The sequence below is a fragment of the Pseudomonas petroselini genome, assembly GCF_045037875.1.
In the GTDB taxonomy this organism is placed as follows: domain Bacteria; phylum Pseudomonadota; class Gammaproteobacteria; order Pseudomonadales; family Pseudomonadaceae; genus Aquipseudomonas; species Aquipseudomonas petroselini.
The window spans coordinates 3,615,914-3,637,076 of record NZ_CP173614.1 but is presented as its reverse complement, the minus strand read 5'-3'; the positions used below and the strand labels follow the sequence as shown (position 1 = coordinate 3,637,076).

Annotated in this window: 14 protein-coding genes; 4 read left to right on the top strand and 10 right to left on the bottom strand. The window is 61.8% G+C overall.

Annotated features, from left to right (window positions below; all coding sequences use genetic code 11):
• Positions 1-27 precede the first annotated feature (27 nt).
• Positions 28-2,016, bottom strand: coding sequence for an alpha-1,4-glucan--maltose-1-phosphate maltosyltransferase (locus ACI512_RS16665; RefSeq protein WP_405121221.1), 1,989 nt, complete (start codon positions 2,014-2,016; stop codon positions 28-30).
• 205 nt (positions 2,017-2,221) lie between these two features.
• On the opposite strand from ACI512_RS16665, the gene ACI512_RS16660 reads away from it, so the two are divergent.
• Entirely contained in the window at positions 2,222-2,398 is a 177-nt protein-coding gene (locus tag ACI512_RS16660) for a hypothetical protein (RefSeq protein WP_163825743.1), read from the top strand.
• Here the strand turns inward: ACI512_RS16660 and ACI512_RS16655 are convergent.
• Positions 2,376-2,867, bottom strand: coding sequence for an MgtC/SapB family protein (locus tag ACI512_RS16655; RefSeq protein WP_012723945.1), 492 nt, complete (start codon positions 2,865-2,867; stop codon positions 2,376-2,378). The genes ACI512_RS16660 and ACI512_RS16655 overlap by 23 nt on opposite strands.
• Positions 2,868-3,004: 137 nt before the next feature.
• On the opposite strand from ACI512_RS16655, the gene ACI512_RS16650 reads away from it, so the two are divergent.
• The 3 genes from ACI512_RS16650 (at position 3,005) to mapR (ending at position 6,315) form a co-directional block, all read left to right on the top strand.
• Entirely contained in the window at positions 3,005-3,244 is a 240-nt protein-coding gene (locus ACI512_RS16650; protein ID WP_012723944.1) for a DUF3203 family protein, read from the top strand.
• A 184-nt stretch (positions 3,245-3,428) separates the two neighbouring features.
• On the top strand, positions 3,429-4,838 hold the full coding sequence (gene ccoG, locus ACI512_RS16645; RefSeq protein WP_236379630.1) for a cytochrome c oxidase accessory protein CcoG: 1,410 nt from the start codon (positions 3,429-3,431) through the stop codon (positions 4,836-4,838).
• Positions 4,839-4,905: 67 nt separating this feature from the next.
• Positions 4,906-6,315, top strand: coding sequence for a GntR family transcriptional regulator MpaR (gene mapR, locus ACI512_RS16640; protein WP_236379629.1), 1,410 nt, complete (start codon positions 4,906-4,908; stop codon positions 6,313-6,315).
• A gap of 31 nt (positions 6,316-6,346) precedes the next feature.
• Here mapR and ACI512_RS16635 read toward each other — a convergent pair whose 3' ends face one another.
• The 8 genes from ACI512_RS16635 to tpx form a co-directional block, all read right to left on the bottom strand.
• Positions 6,347-7,093 carry an SDR family oxidoreductase gene (locus ACI512_RS16635; RefSeq protein ID WP_046033806.1) on the bottom strand — a complete coding sequence of 249 codons (747 nt, stop codon included), beginning with the start codon at positions 7,091-7,093 and terminating at the stop codon, positions 6,347-6,349.
• Between the two features lie 54 nt (positions 7,094-7,147).
• The gene (locus ACI512_RS16630) at positions 7,148-9,244 is read right to left on the bottom strand and encodes a bifunctional diguanylate cyclase/phosphodiesterase (protein WP_236379628.1); all 2,097 of its coding nucleotides are present in this window, start codon (positions 9,242-9,244) and stop codon (positions 7,148-7,150) included.
• 127 nt (positions 9,245-9,371) lie between these two features.
• Positions 9,372-11,129 carry a tectonin domain-containing protein gene (locus tag ACI512_RS16625; RefSeq protein ID WP_405121896.1) on the bottom strand — a complete coding sequence of 586 codons (1,758 nt, stop codon included), beginning with the start codon at positions 11,127-11,129 and terminating at the stop codon, positions 9,372-9,374.
• A gap of 215 nt (positions 11,130-11,344) precedes the next feature.
• A complete protein-coding gene (locus tag ACI512_RS16620) occupies positions 11,345-12,748 on the bottom strand; it encodes an efflux transporter outer membrane subunit (protein WP_236379626.1) in 1,404 nt (467 codons plus the stop codon).
• 152 nt (positions 12,749-12,900) lie between these two features.
• Complete coding sequence (locus ACI512_RS16615) at positions 12,901-16,008, bottom strand: efflux RND transporter permease subunit (protein ID WP_405121220.1); 3,108 nt, start codon at positions 16,006-16,008, stop codon at positions 12,901-12,903.
• Positions 16,005-19,106, bottom strand: a complete 3,102-nt coding sequence (locus ACI512_RS16610; protein ID WP_046033802.1) for an MdtB/MuxB family multidrug efflux RND transporter permease subunit — start codon at positions 19,104-19,106, stop codon at positions 16,005-16,007. Before ACI512_RS16610 ends, ACI512_RS16615 begins: the two co-directional genes overlap by 4 nt.
• A complete protein-coding gene (locus ACI512_RS16605; protein WP_236379624.1) occupies positions 19,103-20,407 on the bottom strand; it encodes an MdtA/MuxA family multidrug efflux RND transporter periplasmic adaptor subunit in 1,305 nt (434 codons plus the stop codon). The genes ACI512_RS16610 and ACI512_RS16605 overlap by 4 nt, the downstream gene beginning before the upstream one ends.
• 231 nt (positions 20,408-20,638) lie before the next feature.
• A complete protein-coding gene (gene tpx / locus ACI512_RS16600; RefSeq protein WP_012723935.1) occupies positions 20,639-21,139 on the bottom strand; it encodes a thiol peroxidase in 501 nt (166 codons plus the stop codon).
• Positions 21,140-21,163: the final 24 nt, after the last annotated feature.

Here is a 21,163-nt window from a genome sequence, read left to right as displayed (position 1 = left end):
TCCTGGAATACGTGAACCGCGCTGGGATTAAGGGGTGGTGATACGCCAGATCCCAAACGGCATCTGCGGCTCCAACCGCGTCCACTGGTGCTTGCCATACCAGGTCCAGCGGTGGCCGTTCATCAAGTCTTCACCCTGAGTCTCGGCATCGTCCGGCAGGCCCAACTCCCAGAGCGGCAGCTCGAAGTTGGCCTCTTGGGCGTTATAGGGATCAAGGTTCACCGCCACCAGAATGAAGTTGCTGCCATCCTCGCTGCGCTTGCCGAAATACAGGATGCTGTCATTCCAGGCGTTGTAGAGCTTCAGCCCCAGGTGCGTCTGCAACGCCGGGTTTTGCCGGCGAATGCGGTTGAGTTGAGCGATTTCGGCAATGATATTGCCGGGGGCGGTGAAGTCCCGTGGACGGATCTCGTACTTCTCCGAGTTCAGGTATTCCTCTTTGCCCGGTACCGGCGCCGCTTCGCACAGTTCGAACCCCGAATACATGCCCCACAGGCCCGAGCCCATGGTGGCCAACGCGGCACGGATCAAAAAGCCCGGGCGCCCGGATTCATGCAAGAACGGCGGGTTGATGTCCGGCGTATTGACGAAGAAGTTCGGCCGGTAGCATTCGCGCCACGGCGACTCGTTCAGCTGGGTCAGGTATTCGCTCAACTCGGCCTTGGTATTGCGCCAGGTGAAATAGGTGTAGCTCTGGGAGTAACCGACCTTGCCCAGGCGCGCCATCATCGCCGGCGTGGTAAACGCCTCGGCGAGGAAGATCACGTCGGGGTATTTGGACCGCACATCGCTGATCAGCCATTGCCAGAAAGGCAGGGGCTTGGTGTGAGGGTTATCGACGCGAAAGGTCTTCACGCCCTCTTCCACCCAACCCACCACGACGTCGCGCAGCTCGGTCCACAGGCCTGGGATGGCGTCCGCCGCATAAAAATCGACGTTGACGATGTCCTGGTACTTTTTCGGCGGGTTTTCCGCGTATTTGATCGTGCCGTCGGGGCGCCAGTTGAACCAGCCCGGATGCTCCTTGAGCCACGGATGGTCCTGGGAACACTGGATGGCGAAGTCCAGGGCGATTTCCAGGCCGTGGTCGGCGGCGGCCTGCACCAGGCGGCGGAAGTCATCGCGGCTGCCCAGCTGCGGGTGGATGGCCTCATGGCCGCCGTCCTCGCTGCCAATCGCGTAGGGGCTGCCCGGATCATCGGGGCCGGCGGTCAGTGAGTTGTTCGGGCCTTTACGATGGCTGCGCCCGATCGGGTGGATCGGCGGGAAGTACAGGACGTCGAAGCCCATGTCATGGATCATCGACAACCGCGAGTGCACGTCATTAAACGTGCCGTGGCGCGCGGGATCGTCGGTGATCGAACGTGGAAACAACTCGTACCAGCTGGCAAACAGCGCAGCCTCACGTTCAACGTCAATCGGGTAAACGGTGCTGATGCTCAGGTAGGCGCGGTGATCGGCCTGCGTCATCAAATGTGCACTGTCTTCGTGCAGGAACTGCGCAACCTGCTCGGTTTCCAGCAGGCCGGAGAGTTCATGGTGCAGCAGCATCAGGCGATCGCGCAGCTCGTTGTCACTGCGTTCGGCGGCTTGCAGCACCAGGCTGCGACCTTCCTGCAATTCCAGGCTGACCGGTACGCCGGCCTCGTGTTTCTTGCGCAACTCGTAGCAGAAGCTGGCGAAGGTATCGATCCAGGCTTCAATGCAATATTCATGAGGGCCCTGCTGGGTGACGGTAAACGCGCCTTCCCAGCCATTGTTGCCCACGTCGGTCATCACGACGCTGTGCCAGCTTTCATCCTGCAGCGGGCGCCAGCGGATCAGCACGGCGAGCTTGTCATGGCCGTCGGCGAACACTTTGCTGGTGACGTTGACCCGTTGGCCGACCACGGCCTTGACGGCGAATTCGCCGCCGTCAATCACGGGAGTGGTGCTTTCGATGGCGATCCTGGGCAGCAACAGCGCCTGGGACAGCGGCAATATGGACGTGCCTGGAACCTGTGTTTCAGCAGTCATCGAGCATCTTCCCCTTACGCCCTGTGGACGCTCTTTGCGTGATCCGAATTCTTCAGGCGGCCGAGCTCTCCCTGAGCACGGCCGTAATAGGTCCGAACCTTTGCCGTCGATAAAAGTTCAGGTGGATGTGTCGCCATTGAGCGGGGAATCAATTCGCCCGGCCCACTGTCCACCGGTAGAGCAAAGCACAAAGGAGGCCACACCGATGAATATCCCGATCCCGGCTGAAACACCCGACCCGAATATCGACAACCCCACCCTGCCGCCCACCGAGCCCGCACCGATTCCGGAAAAGGAACCGCCGGAGAATGAGCCGCCGCCGGTTGAAGAACCGCCGACGACCATGCCACCGGTGATCGTCAGTCCTTCTCAAAGCGCTTGACGATTTTTGGCATCACGCTGAACACCGCCAAGGCCAGCAACGTACTCAGTACCGCTGTCGATTCCCGGCCCAACCCGGCCGAGACCCCAATCGCAGCGGTCATCCACAAACCGGCTGCGGTGGTCAGGCCTTTAACATGGCCCTCTTCATCATCCTTGCCCTTGATGATGGTACCGGCGCCCAGGAAGCCGATCCCGGCAATCACGCCCTGCACCACCCGGCTCATGGCATCCGCCTGATTACCGGACATCTGCGGCACCATCACGAACAGTGCCGCCCCCAAGGCCACCAGCATATGCGTGCGCACCCCGGCGGCCTTGCCCTTGCTCTCGCGTTCAAACCCCAGGATGCCGCCCAGGATCGCGGCAATCAGCAGGCGCACCGTGATCTGGGTGAGCTGCTTCGCGTCGCCGATATCGGCGAATTCGGCCTGCAGGGTTTGCCACACTTCATGCCACCAGGCGTCCATGGATGCCGTCCTTTGTCATTGTTGGTAAAGGATGGACAGCAGCGACCGCCAGTCAGTTGCCTGGAACCCCTGCACATCGGCGGCCCCTAACCTTACATAGCCCACGCATTACATAGCTCACGAATAAGGAGAACGGCATGCCCCTACGTATCGAAAACCAGCTGTGCTACTTCATGCTCGATGACAACGGCCAGGAACAGAGCGTGCCGGCGACCCGAGTCAATATCGTGACCGACACTGAAAAATCCATGTCCTACGTCGAATTGGCTGCCGAGCGCATCTACATCACCGAAGCCGAGGCCGACGCCTTGACAGTCGCCGGGGCGCACGATGGGCGCCAGCATGTAAAGGCCGACGAACCTGGTTCGCTGATTTAATTGATCTGTATCAGTTCCCCCCAGACACTGCTGCACCCCAGGCGCCATGGGGTGCAGCACATTGACGCAGGCCCTTGCGCCCCTGTCATCTGATCCGCTTTTTATCGCCCTACCTGAGTCTGTTATGCACACAGCCCCACGCGCATAGTTCGTCCGCCTGATGGAGGCTGATGAGCGAACGACCATGAGCGATAGAATCCCCACCGTGGACACCTTTGAGCCCTTGCACCCAAAGAAGGTGAAGGCCAAATCCAGCGACAACCTGATTCATACCCGCAGTTTCACCGGCCTGTTCCGCACCTTGCGCGTGGCCGGTGCAGGCGTTCTGTTCCTGGCGTTTTTCGGCACCGTGTGGCTGAACTGGGGCGGCCGGCAAGCGGTGCTATGGGACCTGGCTGAAAGCAAATTCCACATCTTTGGCGCGACGTTCTGGCCCCTGGACTTCATCCTGCTCTCGGCGCTGCTGATCATCTGCGCGTTCGGCCTGTTTGCGATCACGGTGTTTGCCGGCCGTGTGTGGTGCGGGTACACCTGCCCGCAAAGCGCGTTTACCTGGCTGTTCATGTGGTGCGAAAAAGTCACCGAGGGCGAGCGCAACCAGCGTATCAAGCTGCACGCCGCGCCCTGGAGCCTGAACAAACTGGCGCGGCGCTCGGCCAAACACACGTTGTGGCTGGGTATCAGCGTGCTGACAGGGCTGACGTTTGTCGGCTATTTCACGCCGATCCGCCCCCTGGCCGCCGAACTGCTGAGCTGGCAAATGGGCGGCGTCAGCCTGTTCTGGGTGCTGTTTTTCACCGGTGCCACCTACCTCAACGCCGGCTGGCTGCGTGAAGCGGTGTGCATGCACATGTGCCCGTATGCGCGTTTCCAGAGCGTCATGTTCGACAAAGACACCCTGACCATTTCTTACGACGTGGCGCGCGGCGAACACCGTGGCCCGCGCAAGCGTGAAGTCAAACCCGCCGATGTCGGCCTCGGCGATTGCATCGACTGCCAACTGTGCGTGCAAGTGTGCCCTACCGGTATCGACATCCGCGACGGCCTGCAAATGGAATGCATCGGCTGCGCGGCGTGCATCGACGCCTGCGATTCGATCATGGACAAAATGGGCTACCCGCGCGGCCTGGTGAGCTACACCAGCGAACATCAATTGCAAGGCGGCAAGACCCACCTGCTACGGCCACGCCTGATCGGCTACAGTGCCGTGCTGCTAGTGATGATCGCGGCGTTGGTGGTGGCGCTGGTGGAACGGCCGATGGTGTCGCTGGACGTGACCAAGGACCGTGGCCTGTTCCGCGAGAACGCTCAGGGCCAGATCGAAAACATCTACAGCCTCAAGGTGATCAACAAGACCCAGCAGCGCCAGGATTACCGCCTGGCGTTGATGGACGCCGATGGCTTCCAGTTGCAAGGCAAGACTGAGATCAGCCTGGCAGCGGGGGAAATCAGCGATGTGCCGGTGTCGGTGGCGTTGTTGGCGGATAAACCGGCGAGCAGTTCGCAGACCCTGCGCTTCAAGGTCTCGGATGTGGATGAGCCGTGGATCTACAGTGCTGCCGAGAGTCGCTTCGTGGCGCCGCTGAACCGCTGAGGCCTGTCAGGCGAGCCAGCACCCCCATTTAGCCCTGCGTACAATTTAAGAAAGTAATTAGGCCCCCATGAAACGCTACGAAAAATTCGCCGACGACATCGCAGAACTGATCCGCACCGGCGTGCTCGGCCCCGGCCAGCGGGTGCCTTCGGTGCGCTATGCCAGCCAGACTTACGGCATCAGCCCGTCCACGGTGTTCCAGGCCTACTACCTGCTGGAGCGCCGTGGCCTGATCCGCGCGCGGCCGCGCTCCGGCTACTTCGTCAACACCCATGCGCCCAGCCCGTTTTCCGAGCCGGAGGTGAGCGAACAGGTGCATGAGTCCACCGAGGTGGATGTCAGCGAGCTGGTGTTCTCGGTGCTCGACTCGATCAAAGACCCGAACACCGTGCCTTTCGGTTCGGCGTTCCCCAGCCCGATGCTATTCCCGCTGCCGCGCCTGGCCCGTTCCTTGGCCAGCGCCAGCCGTGAGATGGACCCGCGCCTGGTGGTCACCGACATGTCGCCGGGCAACCCGCAACTGCGCAGGCAAATTGCCCTGCGGTACATGGTCGGGGGCCTGATGCTGCCCATGGAGGAACTGCTGATCACCAATGGTGCGCTGGAGGCCTTGAACCTGTGCCTGCAAGCCGTCACTGAACCCGGTGACCTGGTGGCCATCGAAGCCCCGGCGTTCTATGCCTGCCTGCAAGTACTGGAACGCTTGAAACTCAAGGCGGTGGAAATTCCCGTGCACCCGCGCGATGGCATCGACCTCAATGCCCTGGCACAGACGCTGGAGCGCTATCCGATCAAGGCCTGCTGGACCATGACCAGCTTCCAGAACCCCATGGGCGCGACCCTGCCGGAAGCCAAGAAACAGGCATTGGTGGAGCTGCTGCGGGGCCATCAAGTGCCGCTGATCGAAGACGACGTGTACGCCGAGCTGTATTACGGGCAACAGGCGCCAAAACCGGCCAAGGCCTTCGACACCGAAGGCCTGGTGATGCATTGCGGCTCGTTCGCCAAAAGCCTCGCCCCCGGTTACCGGGTGGGCTGGGTCGCGGCCGGGCGCTTTGCGCAGAAGGTCGAACGGCTGAAATTGATGACCTCGTTGTGCCCGTCAATGCCGGCCCAGGCGGCGATTGCCGATTATCTGCAGCACGGTGGTTATGACCGGCACCTGCGCAAATTGCGCTATGCCCTGGAAGAACAACAAAGCGCCATGCTGGCCGCCATCGCGCGCTACTTCCCGGCGCAGACCCGCGTCAGCCAGCCGGCCGGCGGGTACTTCCTGTGGCTGGAGTTGCCGGAGCAGACGGATTCATTGAAGTTGTTCCAGATGGCGCTGGCGCAAGGCATCAGCATTGCGCCGGGGCCGATCTTCTCGGCGACCCAGCGCTTTCGCAACTGCCTTCGCCTGAACTATGGCAGCCCGTGGACCGAGGCGTCGGAAAAGGCCATGGAGACATTGGGGCGGATTGTGCGGTCGTTCTGAGCCAAGGGTCGCCCGCGATGGCGTCAGTCGGTCAACGACCGCCCCCCAGGTCCAAAAACGTGCCGGTGGCATACGAGGCCTTATCCGACAGCAACCAGATAATCGCTTCCGCCACTTCATCCGGGCGCCCGCCTCGGGCCATGGGAATGCCGGACTCAAGCTTGCTGACGCGGTCCGGGTCGCCGCTCAGGGCATGGAAGTCGGTGTAGATATAGCCGGGGCGCACCGCGTTGACGCGAATGCCCTCACCGGCGACTTCTTTCGACAACCCCAGGGTGAAGGTATCGAGCGCGCCTTTTGACGCCGCATAGTCGACATACTCGCCCGGCGAACCCAGGCGCGAGGCCACCGACGACACGTTGACGATGCTGCCACCCTGCCCGCCATGCTTGGGCGACATGCGCAGCACCGCGTGCTTGGCGCACAGGATCGGACCGAGCACGTTGGTCTTCATGACTTTCAGGATGCGAAACTCGGACATCTCATCAACGCGGGATTTGTGCCCCACCGTGCCGGCATTGTTGACCAGCGCGGTGACCCGGCCCAGTTCGCTGTCGACGCGATTGAACAGCGCGATCACTTCATCCTCGATGCTCACATCCGCCCGCACCGCAATGGCCTGGGCGCCCAACGCACGCACTTGTTCGAGCACGCGGTGAGCCGCTTCTTCGTCGGACTGGTAGTTGATGCAGATGCGATAGCCCTGGTGAGCGGCCAGCAATGCCGTCTCGGCGCCAATCCCACGACTGCCCCCGGTGATGATGAGGACTTTGTCCATGCGTGCGGTCTCCTGATTCAACCTGGTGTTTAGGGTCGGATCCAAGAATACCCGTCACGCACGGCTTTTGTCAGGCGCTACGGCGTTTTCGGCGCGCACGATATCGGCCATGAAAACGTCAGCCGGCAGCGGATGGCCCAACAGGTAACCTTGCAGGGAGTTACACCCCAGCCGCGTCAGGAAACTCTGCTGCACATCGGTTTCCACGCCTTCGGCAACAATCCGCAACCCCAGGGCCTGGCCAAGGGCGACGATGGCCGAAACGATGGCGGCGTCGTCGCTGTCGTGCTCCAGGTCGCGCACAAAACCGCGGTCGATCTTCAGCTCGTTGGCCGGCAGGCGCTTGAGGTACATCAGGCTGGAGTAGCCGGTGCCAAAGTCATCGATGGATAAATCGACACCCATGTCCGACAGCTGCTGCAACACGGTCATGCTCGCATCGGCATCGCTCATGGCCGTGGTTTCGGTGATTTCCAGGGTCAGGCTGTTGGCCGGCAACTGGTGACGTTCCAGCGCCGCGGCCACGCTTTTGACCAGCCCGACGTGGCAGAACTGCAACGCGGACAGGTTCACGGCGATACGCCAGTGTTCGTAACCTTCTGCATACCACAGGCTCATTTGACGACAGGCTTCGTTAAGCACCCATTCGCCGATGGGAATGATCAGCCCGGTCTTTTCCGCCATTTCGATAAACATCGCCGGCAACAGCAGGCCCTGCTGCGGATGCTCCCAGCGCAGCAGCGCTTCGGCACCCACCGGGATACCGCTGAGCGCATCGAACTTGGGCTGGTAGTACAGGCGGAACTGCTGCTGCTCGACCGCGTTGCGCAAGTCCTGCAACAACTGCAATTGTTTGCGCGCATTGGTGTTCATCGACGCATCAAAGAAGCTGTAGCCGTTCTTGCCCATGCCCTTGGCGTGGTACATCGCGGCGTCGGCGTTCATCAACAGCTCCTGGGGGCTGTTGCCATTGCCGGGGAACAGGGCGATGCCGACACTGGCGGAGATCTTCAACTCATGCTCGGCCACCCGGAAGGCGCGGTTGATCAGCACCACCTGGCGTTCGGCGAGGCCGAGGGCGTCGTCCGGCTGGGTCAGTTGCACCAGCAACACAAACTCATCGCCGCCGATGCGCGCCAGGGTGTCCTGGCTGCGCAGGTCTTCGCGCAGGCGCAACCCTACTTCGCTCAGCAACTGGTCACCCATATGATGGCCGAAGGCATCGTTGACCGGCTTAAAGCCATCCAGGTCAATAAACATCAGTGCGAAGCAGCCACCCTGCTCCTTCACCGCCTGCATGGCTTGCTGAATACGGTCAGCGAGCAAAGTGCGGTTGGGCAGACCGGTGAGCATGTCGTGCAGGGCCAGGTGGGTCAGCTCTTGGTTGGCTTGGGTCAGAGAGTCGGCAAGCACCGCAGTGCGGGCTTCCAGACGCGCATCCAGCAACGACGTCAGCAAAGCGATGGCCAGCACCGCCAGGGTCGTCACCAGCACCAAATTATCCAGGCCCTTGCCGCTCAGGCCGTTCAGCGCAGCACCGCAGAAACTCTCATCGGCAAACCGTGCCGCCGCCATGCCGGTGTAATGCATGCCGACGATGGCAAAACCCATCACCACCGCCGCCCCACCGCGAGCGAGGCGTACGTACGGGGTATTGCGCCGCAGGTTATAGGCAATCCACAGCGCAGCGCCGGACGCCGCGACCGCGATCAGCAGCGAAGCGCCGAATAAGGCCGGGTCGTAGTCGATACCCGGCGTCATCCGCATCGCGGCCATGCCGGTGTAATGCATGCTGGCAATGCCGGTGCCCATGATCAGCGCGCCCAATGCCAGCTGCCAGGCCGGTAAGCGCGGCTGGCTGACCAGCCACAAGGCAAAGCCGCTGGACAACACCGCAATCAACAATGACAACGCAGTGATGCCTACGTCGAACCCCAGGGCAAACGGCAAACGCAACGCCAGCATGCCGATGAAGTGCATCGACCACACGCCCACGCCCATCGCCATGGCGCCGCCGGTTATCCATAAATAGACACCGCGTCCCTTGGCGGTGGCGATCCGGCCGGACAGGTCGAGCGCGGTGTAGGAAGCCAGGATCGCGACGAACAGCGAAATCACGACCAGTGAGGGTGAATAACTACCGATGAGCATGGGACTTCTCGTGCGCAACGGGCCTGAGACGCCCGTGCCAAGTGGCAAAGCGGGCGATTGTAGCGAGAATAATTCTTGCGTACTTGATTAATTATCAGAGGGCCATTAGTGGCTTTTTGACGCCAATCTACTGGCTGGAAACATCAGGCACTTCAGCAGATTTGAGGGCCCGATGTTTCTTAACAAGTACGTTGTCAAAAAAACTCAAGCGGCCCCACCCTTGGTAATGGGTCGCCGTACGATCTCCGGGAACCCGGAAAGAACTGAGCGCATCGGCCCCGACACTCGATCGGTAGAGCGTCCACCATTCGGAGTAATTAGGCTCGAATGGGGTGGCGACAAATACCGTCGTAGCCCTCACATCGCCCTGGGATAAATGTTGGGCCAACCCCAAATTAGCGACTTGGCGTGGCGTCTGGCTATTTATTTGCGAAGCCTCGGATGCCTGATGGAAAAAACCATTAACGGCACTGCCAGGTTTAAAGTCCCCCCAGGTAATCCGGCCCCATTCTGGGTTGCCGCCCACGTAATAGTTAGTAAGCGGCGAACCTCGGATGTAAAGCTTTCTGACAGTCCATGGCGCCAGTCCGTCAATATTTTTCGACGCGTCCGCCGCCATTCTTTCCCCTTCAACCACTCCAATTGCCGTCGCAGTGTGATTGGAATGACCGTAGTCGCCGGTAAAATTATGCACGCTGACAACCACCAGAGGACGATAACGTCGAATAGTTCGTGCAACGACCCAGGCTGCTGCCTCGCGACCCGAAGCTATCCTGTGAGTGTTGCCAAATCCAGGGGTTACTTGTGTTACCACGTTGGAGGATCCCCAACCACGGCCATCTTTCCCCCAGGATTGTGCAGGGTCGGGACTGCAGCAGCCTGTGTCGACAAAGCCGCCATCAATCAGCAGTACATTTCCGGAGCGATAAAGACTCGGCGCATATACCCCCAACCCGCGGTTGGCCCTGCCTGCGTAAACGTCGACAGCATTACGCAACTCCTGCATTCGGTTGAGTGACTCAGCCATTAAGGGAGCATGGCCAGTGGTGCCTCGGGTGACCATTATCAGCTCCGCAACACGCTTTTGCTGGACCTGAGTGTAAAAAGGCAGAACACCTCCGCCAAAGATGCCTTCGTCATCTGGATGTGCATGCACAACGAGCATGTCAATGGATGAACGGTGAGCCAGTTGCCAGAGTGTCCCGTTGCTGTTGTTGAGCACGACGATATTGTTTATGTCCGCAACCGAAACGCTGGTGCCTGCCCCCGCAATGGACTTCCAGCTGGACTCTGTATCCAGCCAATTCCAGATGCCTGCGTTCGAGCTCAATAAAACAACAGTGCCATCACTGCCCACTGATAAGTCGTACAGGGCGGTAACACCGAGGGGCTTTGGAACCGACTGCCAACCGTTATTGACCCACCTATACAGCAGATTCGAGGCGTTATAACCCCACGCCTCTCCACCGGGCGCTGCGGCAATTTTGATTAATTTTCCTGGGAGTGCGACCCACTGCTGGTTAGCGGGTGCCCAGCGCTTGGGATTGCCCCCCGCATCTACCGCGAATAACGCGCCGTCAGGTGCGGCAGATATCTGCACCGCCTGACCATCGATTTGCTGCCAGTTATTAGACACCCAACGATAAATGTTCCCGGCTGCATTCAGTGCCCAGACATCGCCGCTGGCGCTGACTGAAACCTGCCTGGCCCGACCAGGTTTGAGCAACCAACTGGAGCCGGTCAACTCATAAATATAGTCATTGACGTCGGTAGCCCACATGCGTGTGGCACTGGCTGAGACCTGTAAGGCGCGGCTGGCTGGGTTCCAGTGGACCTGGGTCCATAGCCCTTCAACACCCCACGCGGTGGATGAGACGCCAGACATCGCCAGTACGAGGACCGCCGTTTGCCCAGCTTTACGCCACCAATCGTGGGCAGAGATCAGACCTATGAGCCGACGCATTTGAGCACCTCGTCCTGCCGAGCTGGATATGAACCGCCTATAAAAAGCGGCGTCATTCCAGACGCTACATGACTAGGAACCCAATCTATACTGTCAGTTCTGACAGGTAGACATCGATCCAGCTATGACACCTTGCGCTACTGACGCGTCTGCCCGTCCCAACCACCGCCCAATGCCGCGATCAGTTGCACGCTCGCCACCAGGCGTGTCTGCAGCAAGGTCAGCACCGTGCGTTCGTTGCTCAGGGCGGTGGCTTGTACGGTGACCACGTCCAGGTAGGCAATCAGGCCGGCCTTGTACTGGTTCTGGGTCAGGCGCAGCGACTCGCGTGCGGCCTCCAGCGCTTCGTTGCTGACCACCGCCTCGTCTTCCAGCACCTTGAGTTGCACCATGTAGTTTTCCACCTCGCGGAAACCATCCAGTACGGTCTGGCGGTATTTGGCCACGGTCTCGTCATAGGAGGCCACGGTACGGTCGACTTCCGCCGAGCGCTGGCCACCGTCAAACAGGGTCATGGCCAACTTCGGCCCTACCGACCAGAAGCGGTTCGGCAGGCTGATCCAGTCGGCGTAGGTGCTGCTGGAGTAACCACCGGCCAGGCTCAGGCTCAGGTCCGGGTAGTAGGCGGCCTTGGCCACGCCGATATTGGCGTTGGCGGCGATCACTGAGCGTTCGGCCGAGGCGATGTCCGGGCGGCGCTCCAGCAGTTGCGAGGGCAGGCTCACTGGAATCTGCGGCAGCGCCGGTATGTCCTTGCTCACCGCCAGGTTGAAGTTGGCCGGCGCCTCGCCGATCAGCACGGCAATCGCGTTTTCCAGTTGGGCACGCTGCCAGATCAGGTCGATCAGGCTGGCCTGGGTGGTCTTCAGTTGGGTTTGCGCCTGGGCCACCGCATCCTTGCCGGACACACCGGCGCGGTATTGGTTTTCGGTCATTTGCAGGGAGCGCTGGTAGGTCTCCAGGGTGGCTTGCAGCAAACGTGTCTGTTCATCCATGACGCGCAGTTGCAGGTAGCTTTGCACCAGTTCCGACTGCTGGCTCAGGCGCATCGCCGCCAGGTCTGCCGAGCTGGCTTCGGCGCTGGCCTCGTTGGCTTCCAGACCACGGCGCAGCTTGCCCCAGATGTCCGCCTCCCAGCTCACGCCCAATTGCGCGTTGAGGGTGTCACGGATGCCGCTGCTTGAACTGCTGAGGCTGGCGCTGCTACTGCCGGTGCCCTGGCTGGCACGGGTTTTCCCGACGCTCAGGTCGACGCTGGGGTAAAACGCCCCGCGCGAGCTGCGCACCAGGGCCTGGGCCTGGCGGAAACGGGCCTCGGCCTGGGCCACGGTCTGGTTGGAGGTGTTCAGGCGCAGCACCAGGTCATTGAGCTGGCGGTCGCCGTACAATTCCCACCAGGCGCCACGGGCCAGGGAGTCACTTGGGGTAGCCTGGCGCCAGCCCTGGGCTTCCTTGAATTGCGCAGGTTCGATGACGTCAGGACGCTTGTAGTCAGGGCCGATGGCGCAGGCGCTGAGCAGCGCGCCGCAGAGCACCATCATCAACAGTTTGGCACCCTTATTGTGGCGAGGGAGCTTGCTCCCGCTGGAGTGCGAAGCGCTCCCCAGCATTTTGGGGGCTGCTGCGCAGCCCAACGGGAGCAAGCTCCCTCGCCACAGGATACCGGTGCCTACGGGGGCGTTGATTGGATCGGTCATAGCGCAGTGTCCAGGGCAGCATCGGTCCGCACGCCGCGCCAGGCGTTGAAGCGATGGCGCGCGCGGTCGAGATAAAGGTAAACCACCGGGGTGGTATAAAGGGTCAGGACCTGGCTGAACACCAGGCCGCCGATAATGGTCAGGCCCAGGGGGCGGCGCATTTCCGCGCCATCGCCCGTGCCCAGCAGCAAAGGCAAGGCACCGAGGATGGCCGCCAGGGTGGTCATCAGGATCGGCCGCAAACGCAACAGGCAGGCGCTGCGGATCGATTCCAGCGGGCCCAGCCCGTCGTTGCGCTCCAACTGCAACGCCAGGTCGATCATCAGGATCGCGTTCTTCTTCACCACCCCGATCAACAGGAACAGGCCCAGCAAGGAAATCAGGCTGAACTCGCCCCCTGTCAGGTAAATGGCAAGCATGGCGCCGACCCCCGCCGACGGCAGGGTCGACAGAATCGTCAGCGGGTGAATGTAGCTTTCATACAGAATGCCCAGCACCAGGTACACCGCCACCAGCGCGCCGAGGATCATGAATGGCTGGCCCTTCTGCGTGGCCGCAAAGGCATCGGCGGTGCCGGCCATCTTGGCGATCACGTCTTCCGGCAACCCGACTTTGGCAATCGCCCGCTCGATGGCGGCCGTGCCCTGCTCCACCGTCACGCCGGGCGCCATGTCGAAGGCAATGTTTTCCGAGGCGAACTGGCCTTCGTGGCTGACGCGGTCATCGGCCAGGCTGTTCTCATAATGGGCAATGGTCGACAACGGCACCCGTGCGCCGGTGGACGTAATCACCTGCATCTGGTTGAGGGTGATCGGGTCCTGGGCGTACTTGGGATTGACCTCCATCACCACTTGGTACTGGTTGAGGCTGTCGTAAATGGTGGAAATCTGCCGCTGGCTGTAGGCGTTGTTAAGCACCGCCGTGACCATGTCCATGTCGATGCCCAGGCGCTTGGCCTGGTCGCGGTCGACAATCAGCGTGACCTGCGCCGCACCCCGGCCTTCGCGGGCGTCGATGGCGGTGAGCTCCTGCAGCTCACGCAAGGCGGCGACCACTTTCGGGTACCACAGGCGCAGTGCCGCGAGGTCGCCGCTTTGCAGGATGTAGGAATACTGCGCGCTGGTCTGGTCGCGGCTGCCACCGAATTGCAGGTCCTGGTCGGCCATCAGGAACAGACGACCGCCCGGCACCAGCGGCACGTCCTTGCGCAGGCGCTCGATCACCGCCTGGGCGGAAATCTTGCGTTCGCTGATGGGCTTCAGGCGTACCAGCATCACCGCGTTGTTGGTGCCGTTGTTGCCACCGATGAAGCCGGCCACGCTGAGCACCGCCGGGTCCTTGAGCACCGCCTGGCGAAAGGTCTCCATCTTCGGCTGCATCACGCTGAACGACAGCCCGTCATCACCGCGCACAAAACCGATCAACTGGCCGGTGTCCTGCTGGGGCATGAAGGTTTTCGGCACCACCACGTACAACGCCACGTTCATACCAATGGTCAGCAACAGGCTGAGCAGGGTCAGGCGACGATGGCGCAGCACCCAGTCCAGGCTGGTGGCGTAGCCGGCGACCATGCGGTCGTTGATCTTCTGGCTCCAGCGCTGCAAACCGGTCATCCGGTCTTTGACATGCGGCTTGAGCCAGCGCGCGCAGAGCATCGGCGTGAGGGTCAACGAGACGATCAGCGAGACAATGATCGCCGCCGACAAGGTGATGGAAAACTCGCGAAACAGGTTGGTGACAATCCCGCCCATGAACAGGATGGACAGGAACACCGCCACCAGCGACACGTTCATCGACAACAGGGTAAAGCCGACTTCCTCGGCCCCCAGGTACGCCGCCTTCATCGGCGGCACGCCTTCGTCGATGTGCCGGGAAATGTTCTCCAGCACCACGATGGCATCGTCCACCACCAGCCCGGTGGCCAGGATCAGCGCCATCAGCGAGAAGTTGTTCAGCGAGAAACCGTAGAGGTACATGATCGCGAACGTGCCCACCAGCGACACCGGCACCGCCAGGGTCGGGATCAACGAAGCGCGGAAGTTGCCCAGGAACAGGTACACCACCAGGATCACCAGCCCCACCGCGATCAACAGGGTCATCTCGGCTTCGTGCAAGGTGGCGGTGATCACCGGCGAGCGGTCCATCGCCAGGCTGAGCTTGACGCTGGACGGCAGCACCGCCTGCAACGCCGGCAGTTGTGCCTTGATCTGGCGGACGGTCTCGATGATGTTGGCACCGGACTGGCGGTTGATCACCAGCAGCACCGCCGAGTCATTGTTGAAGAAGCCGCTGTTGTAGCGGTCTTCCACGCCGTCGCTGATCTTGGCGACATCCCCCAGGCGCAGGGCTGCGCCGTTCTGGTAGCGAATCAGCAGCGGCTCGTAGTCCTTGGCTTTCTCCAACTGGTCGTTGGCCTGGATCTGCCAGTTGCGCTGGCTGTCTTCCAGGGAGCCTTTGGGCCGCCGCTGGTTGGCGTTGGCGATGGTGTTGCGTACATCGTCGAGGGCCACGCCGTACTGATCGAGCGCCTTGGGCTCCAGCTCAATTCGCACCGCCGGCAGGGAGCTGCCGCCGATCTGCACTTCGCCTACGCCCGGTACCTGGGACAGGCTTTGCGAGAGGATGGTCGAGGCCAGGTCGTACAGCTGGCCTTTCTGCAGCACGTCCGAGGTGAGCGACAGCACCATGATCGGCGCCTGGGACGGGTTGATCTTCTTGTACGTGGGCATGCTGCGCATACCGCTGGGCAGCAGGTTGCGCGAGGCGTTGATCGCCGCTTGCACTTCCCGCGCCGCGCCGTTGATATCGCGGTCGGAATCGAACGCGAGGATCACCCGGGTGGACCCCTGGCTCGACGAACTGCTCATGGTGGTAATGCCGGCAATCGCGCCGAACGAGCGCTCCAGCGGCGTGGCCACGGTAGACGCCATTACCTCGGGGCTGGCGCCGGGCAAGCTGGCCGACACCACGATCACCGGGAAGTCGATCTGCGGCAGCGGCGACACCGGCAGCAGGTTGAAGCTGACACCGCCCAGCAACATGATCGCCAGGCTCAGCAGCATGGTCGCTACCGGCCGACGGATGAAAGGTCCGGACAGGTTCATGACTCAACCGGCTCCAGGCTTTGCGGCTCTTTGCGCCAGCGGCGGCCGAGACGGTCGAAGTACAGGTAGATCACCGGGGTGGTGAACAGCGTCAACACCTGGCTTACCAGCAAGCCGCCGACCATCACCAAACCCAGCGGTTGGCGCAATTCCGCGCCGGAACCGGTGGCCAACATCAAGGGCACCGCACCAAACAGCGCCGCCAGGGTGGTCATCAGGATCGGCCGGAAACGCAGCAGCGCCGCCTGGTAGATGGCGGTCTGCGGGTCGAGGCCTTGGTTGCGTTCGGCGTCGAGGGCGAAGTCGATCATCATGATCGCGTTCTTCTTGACGATACCGATCAGCAGAATGATGCCGATGATCGCGATCATGCCCAGGTCATTGCCACTGAGCAGCAGGGCCAGCAATGCCCCCACCGCCGCCGAAGGCAAGGTCGAGAGAATGGTGATCGGGTGGATATAGCTCTCGTAGAGCACACCCAGCACGATGTACATGGTGACCACCGCCGCCAGGATCAGCAGCAAGGTGCTCGACAGCGACGCCTCGAACGCCTGGGCCGCGCCCTGGAACTGGGTCTGCACGCCCACCGGCATGCCGATGTCTTTCTGGGTCTGGTTGATCAGCTCCACGCCTTTGCCCAGCGCAACGCCGGGGGCCAGGTTGAACGACATCATCACCGCCGGGAACTGGCCGATGTGCGCAATCGCCAACTGGGCCTGGCGCTGTTCCACATGGGCCAGGCTGGACAAGCGCACCTGGCCGCCATCGGTGGTCTTCACATGGATCTGGTTCAGCGCCTCGGGCCCCAGGGTTTCGCCGGATTGGGCCTGCAATACCACGCGGTACTGGCTGGCCTGGGTGTAGATGGTGGAGATCTGCCGCTGGCCGAAGGCGTCGTACAGCGCGTCGGTGATGGTCGATACGCTCACGCCCAGCCGCGAGGCGGCATCGCGGTCGATCACCAAATACACCTGCAGGCCCTTGTCCTGCAGGTCGCTGGCCACGTCGGTGAGTTCGGGCAACTGGCTCAACGCGTGGACCAGCTTGTCGCTCCACAGCGCCAGTAGCTCGGCATCCGGCGAGGACATGCTGAATTGGTACTGGGTGCGGCTGACGCGGTCTTCGATGGTCAGGTCCTGCACCGGCTGCATGAACAGGCGGATGCCCACCAGCTTGTCGATTTCCGGCTGCAGGCGGGTGATCACCTGGGCTGCGCTCAGGTCACGCTGGCCGTGGGCCTTGAGGTTGATCAGCAAGCGCCCGCTGTTGAGGGTGGCGTTATCGCCATCCACGCCAATATAGGACGACAGGCTTTCCACCGCCGGGTCGGCCAGGATGATCTTGGCCAACTGTTGCTGGCGCTGGCTCATGGCCGCGAACGAAATCGACTGCGGCGCTTCGGAAATGCCCTGGATCACCCCGGTGTCCTGCACCGGGAAGAAGCCCTTGGGCACCACCAGGTACAGGCATACGGTCAGGCCCAGCGTGGCAATGGCAACCAGCAGGGTCAGCGGCTGGTGCTTGAGCACCCACTGCAACATGCTCCCGTAACGCGCGATCAGCCAATCGATCCAGGCGCCGCTGGCCTTGTAGAAGCGGCTCTGCTCCTCGATCTTGGGTTCACGCTTGAGCAACCGCGCGCACATCATCGGCGTGAGGGTCAGGGACACCACCAGGGAGATCAGGATCGCCACCGCCAGGGTGATGGCGAATTCGCGGAACAGCCGCCCCACGACGTCGGCCATGAACAACAGCGGGATCAGCACCGCGATCAGCGACAGCGTCAGGGAAATCAGGGTGAAGCCGATCTGCTTGGCGCCCTTGAGCGCGGCGGCCAGCGGCGTTTCGCCTTCTTCGATGTAACGGGAGATGTTCTCCAGCATCACGATGGCGTCGTCCACCACAAACCCGGTGGCGATGGTCAGGGCCATCAGCGTCAGGTTATTGATGGAGAAACCCGCCAGGTACATCACGCCAAAGGTGCCCACCAGCGACAGCGGCACGGCAATCGAGGGAATGATCGTGGCGCTGACCCGACGCAGGAACAGGAAAGTCACCATCACCACCAGGGCAATGGCGATGAGCAATTCGTGCTGCACGTCTTTTACCGAGGCGCGGATGGTCTGGGTGCGGTCGGTCAGCACCGTCACGTCGAGGCCGGCCGGCAAGTTATCGGTGATACTCGGCAGCAATGCCTTGATACGGTCCACCACCTCGATCACGTTGGCCCCCGGCTGGCGCTGGATATTCAGCAGCACGGCCTGGTTTTCGTTGGCCCAGGCAGCGAGGCGTTCGTTTTCGGCACCGTCGACGATCTGTGCCACGTCTTTAAGGCGCAGCGGCGCACCATTGTTGTAGGCCAGGATCAGTTCGGCGTATTGCTGGGGCGACACCAACTGGTCGTTGGCGTCGAGCATCGACACCCGCGTCGGGCCGTCGAAGTTGCCCTTGGGCTGGTTGACGTTGGAGGCGGCAATCAGGGTGCGCACGTCCGACAGGTTCAGGCCGTTGGCCGCCAGGGCCTCGGGGTTGACCTTGATGCGCACGGCCTGGCGCTGGCCGCCGGCGATGCTGACCATGCCGACGCCGCTGATCTGCGCGATTTTCTGCGCCATGCGCGTATCGACCAGGTCATTGAGCTTGGGCAGCAGCATGGTCTTGGAGGTGATTGCCAAGGTCAGCACCGGGGTGTCCGCCGGGTTGACCTTGTTGTACACCGGCGGCGCCGGCAGGTCCTTGGGCAGCAGGTTGGTGGCGGCGTTGATCGCAGCCTGCACCTGCTGCTCGGCGACATCCATATTGATGTCGAGGTTGAAACGCAGGGTCAGCACCGACGCGCCGCCGGAGCTGGTGGACGCCATCTGCGTGAGGCCGGGCATTTGCCCGAATTGGCGTTCCAGCGGCGCGGTGACCGCACTGGTCATCACATCCGGGCTGGCGCCGGGGTACAGGGTCATCACCCGGATGGTCGGGTAATCCACCTGGGGCAAGGCCGATACCGGCAGCAAGCGGTACGAAATGATGCCGGCCAGGACAATGGCCAGCATGCTCAGCGTGGTGGCGACCGGGCGAAGGATAAACAGCCGCGACAGGTTCATGAACCGACCTTTTGCGCCTTGCCGGCGGTGCTGCCGGTCTCCCCTTTAGCCGCAGGCTTGCCTTGCAGGTGTTCGGTCGGGGTGGTCGGCACTTCGCTGCTGTCGTTGACCACTTCGATCTCGCTGCCGTCCTTGAGGCGGTCGGTGCCTTCCAGCACCACCCGATCGCCAGCCTTGAGGCCCTCTTTGATCACGGTGTTGTCGCCGTCGGTGTCTCCCACCACCAGCGGTTGCACCTTGACCTTCTTGTCACCGTCGAGCACGTAGACGAAGGTGCCGGTGTTGCCGAACTGGATCGCCGCCGAGGGTGCCAGCACCACGTCGTGCAGGGTGTCGGCCAGCAGGTGCACATTGACGAACTGGTTCGGGAACAGCGCCTGGTCCTTGTTATCGAAACGGGCCTTGAATTTCAGGGTACCGGTGGTGACGTCAATCTGGTTGTCCAGGCTCTGCAGCACGCCAGTGGCCTGTTTTTTCACGTCGCCGCGGTCCCAGGCTTCCACGGGCAGCTTATTGCCGGCGTGGTAGCGGGCGAGCACGGTTTCCAGGGTGTTTTCCGGCAGGGTGAAGGCCACGCTGATCGGCTGGGTCTGGGTGATCACCGCGAGGAAGGTGGTGTCGTTGGCCGCCACCAGGTTGCCCACGTCCACCTGGCGCAGGCCCACGCGGCCACTGATCGGTGCGCGGATCTTGGTGAATTCGAGGTTGAGCTTGGCGTCATCCACCGCGCCCTGGTTGGTCTTGACCGTGCCCTGGTATTGCAGCACCAGCGCTTCGGCGGTGTCGAGGGTCTGCTTGGCGATACTGTCCTGGGCGTACAGGTCGCGATAACGCTGGACATCGACCTGGGCGTTTTTCAGCTGGGCCTGGTTCTGCATCAACGTGCCCTGGGCCTGGAGCAGAGCATTCTGGTAGCTGCGCGGGTCGATCTCGGCGAGCAGGTCGCCGGCCTTGACCATCTGGCCTTCTTCAAAGGCGATCTTCACCAGCTCGCCGCCCACCCGGCTGCGCACATTGATGGTGTTGAGCGCGGTGACCGTGCCCAGCGCCTTGTAGTAGACCGGGAACTCCCCCAGCACCGCCGGTGCCACGCGCACCGGCACCGGGCCGGTGGAGCCGCCGAAACCCGGGCGCATCATCCCCGACTTGCCGGCATGCCCGGCAGGCTTCTGCTCGGCATCCTCCTTGTGGCTGCCGGGCCAGAATTTCCAGCACAGGCCGGCGATAACCAGCAGCACGAGCAGGCCAAACAGCCAACGGCGGGACTTGCGGGGGGAGGATTGCATGGATTGATCAACCATTGGGCGCGAGAGCTTCTTCTTTGGGAGGCTGAAAGATAAGCACTGGGGCGCATTAAGAAAAGCGCCTTTACCGGCTATTTACCTTGGGCTTACAACTTTTAACTTCTGGGCTTAGTCCGTTCGCTATTTCGCTAAGCCCCTGAGGCACAAATAAAAACGGCCTGGACTAGGCCAGGCCGCAATTATGCAGCAAACGTGTTACTGCAAAACGGCAGTAACGTACCGAAACAGTTACTTCAAAACAGCCAGGGCTGCTTCGTAGTTCGGCTCCTGGCCGATTTCGCTGACCAGTTCGCTGTGCAGCACGTTGTTGTTTTCGTCCAATACCACGACGGCACGGGCGGTCAGGCCTTGCAATGGGCCGTCGGCGAGAGACACACCGTAGTCAACGGCGAAGTCGGCGTTACGGAAGTCCGACAGGCTCAGCACGTTGTCCAGACCTTCGGTGCCGCAGAAACGCTTCTGGGCGAACGGCAGGTCAGACGAGATGCACAGCACGACAGTGTTGCTCACGTCGTTGGCCTGGGCGTTGAACTTGCGTACCGAGGTGGCGCAGGTCGGGGTATCAACGCTTGGGAAGATGTTCAGTACTTTGCGCTTGCCGGCGAACGTTTCCAGGGAAGCTTCCGACAGGTCGACAGCGACAAGGCTGAACTCAGGGGCGGTGGAACCGGTTTTCGGCAGTTCGCCTTCAACTTGGACGGGGTTACCACGAAGGGTGACTTGGGCCATGAACAGAATCCTTATGCTGGGTTT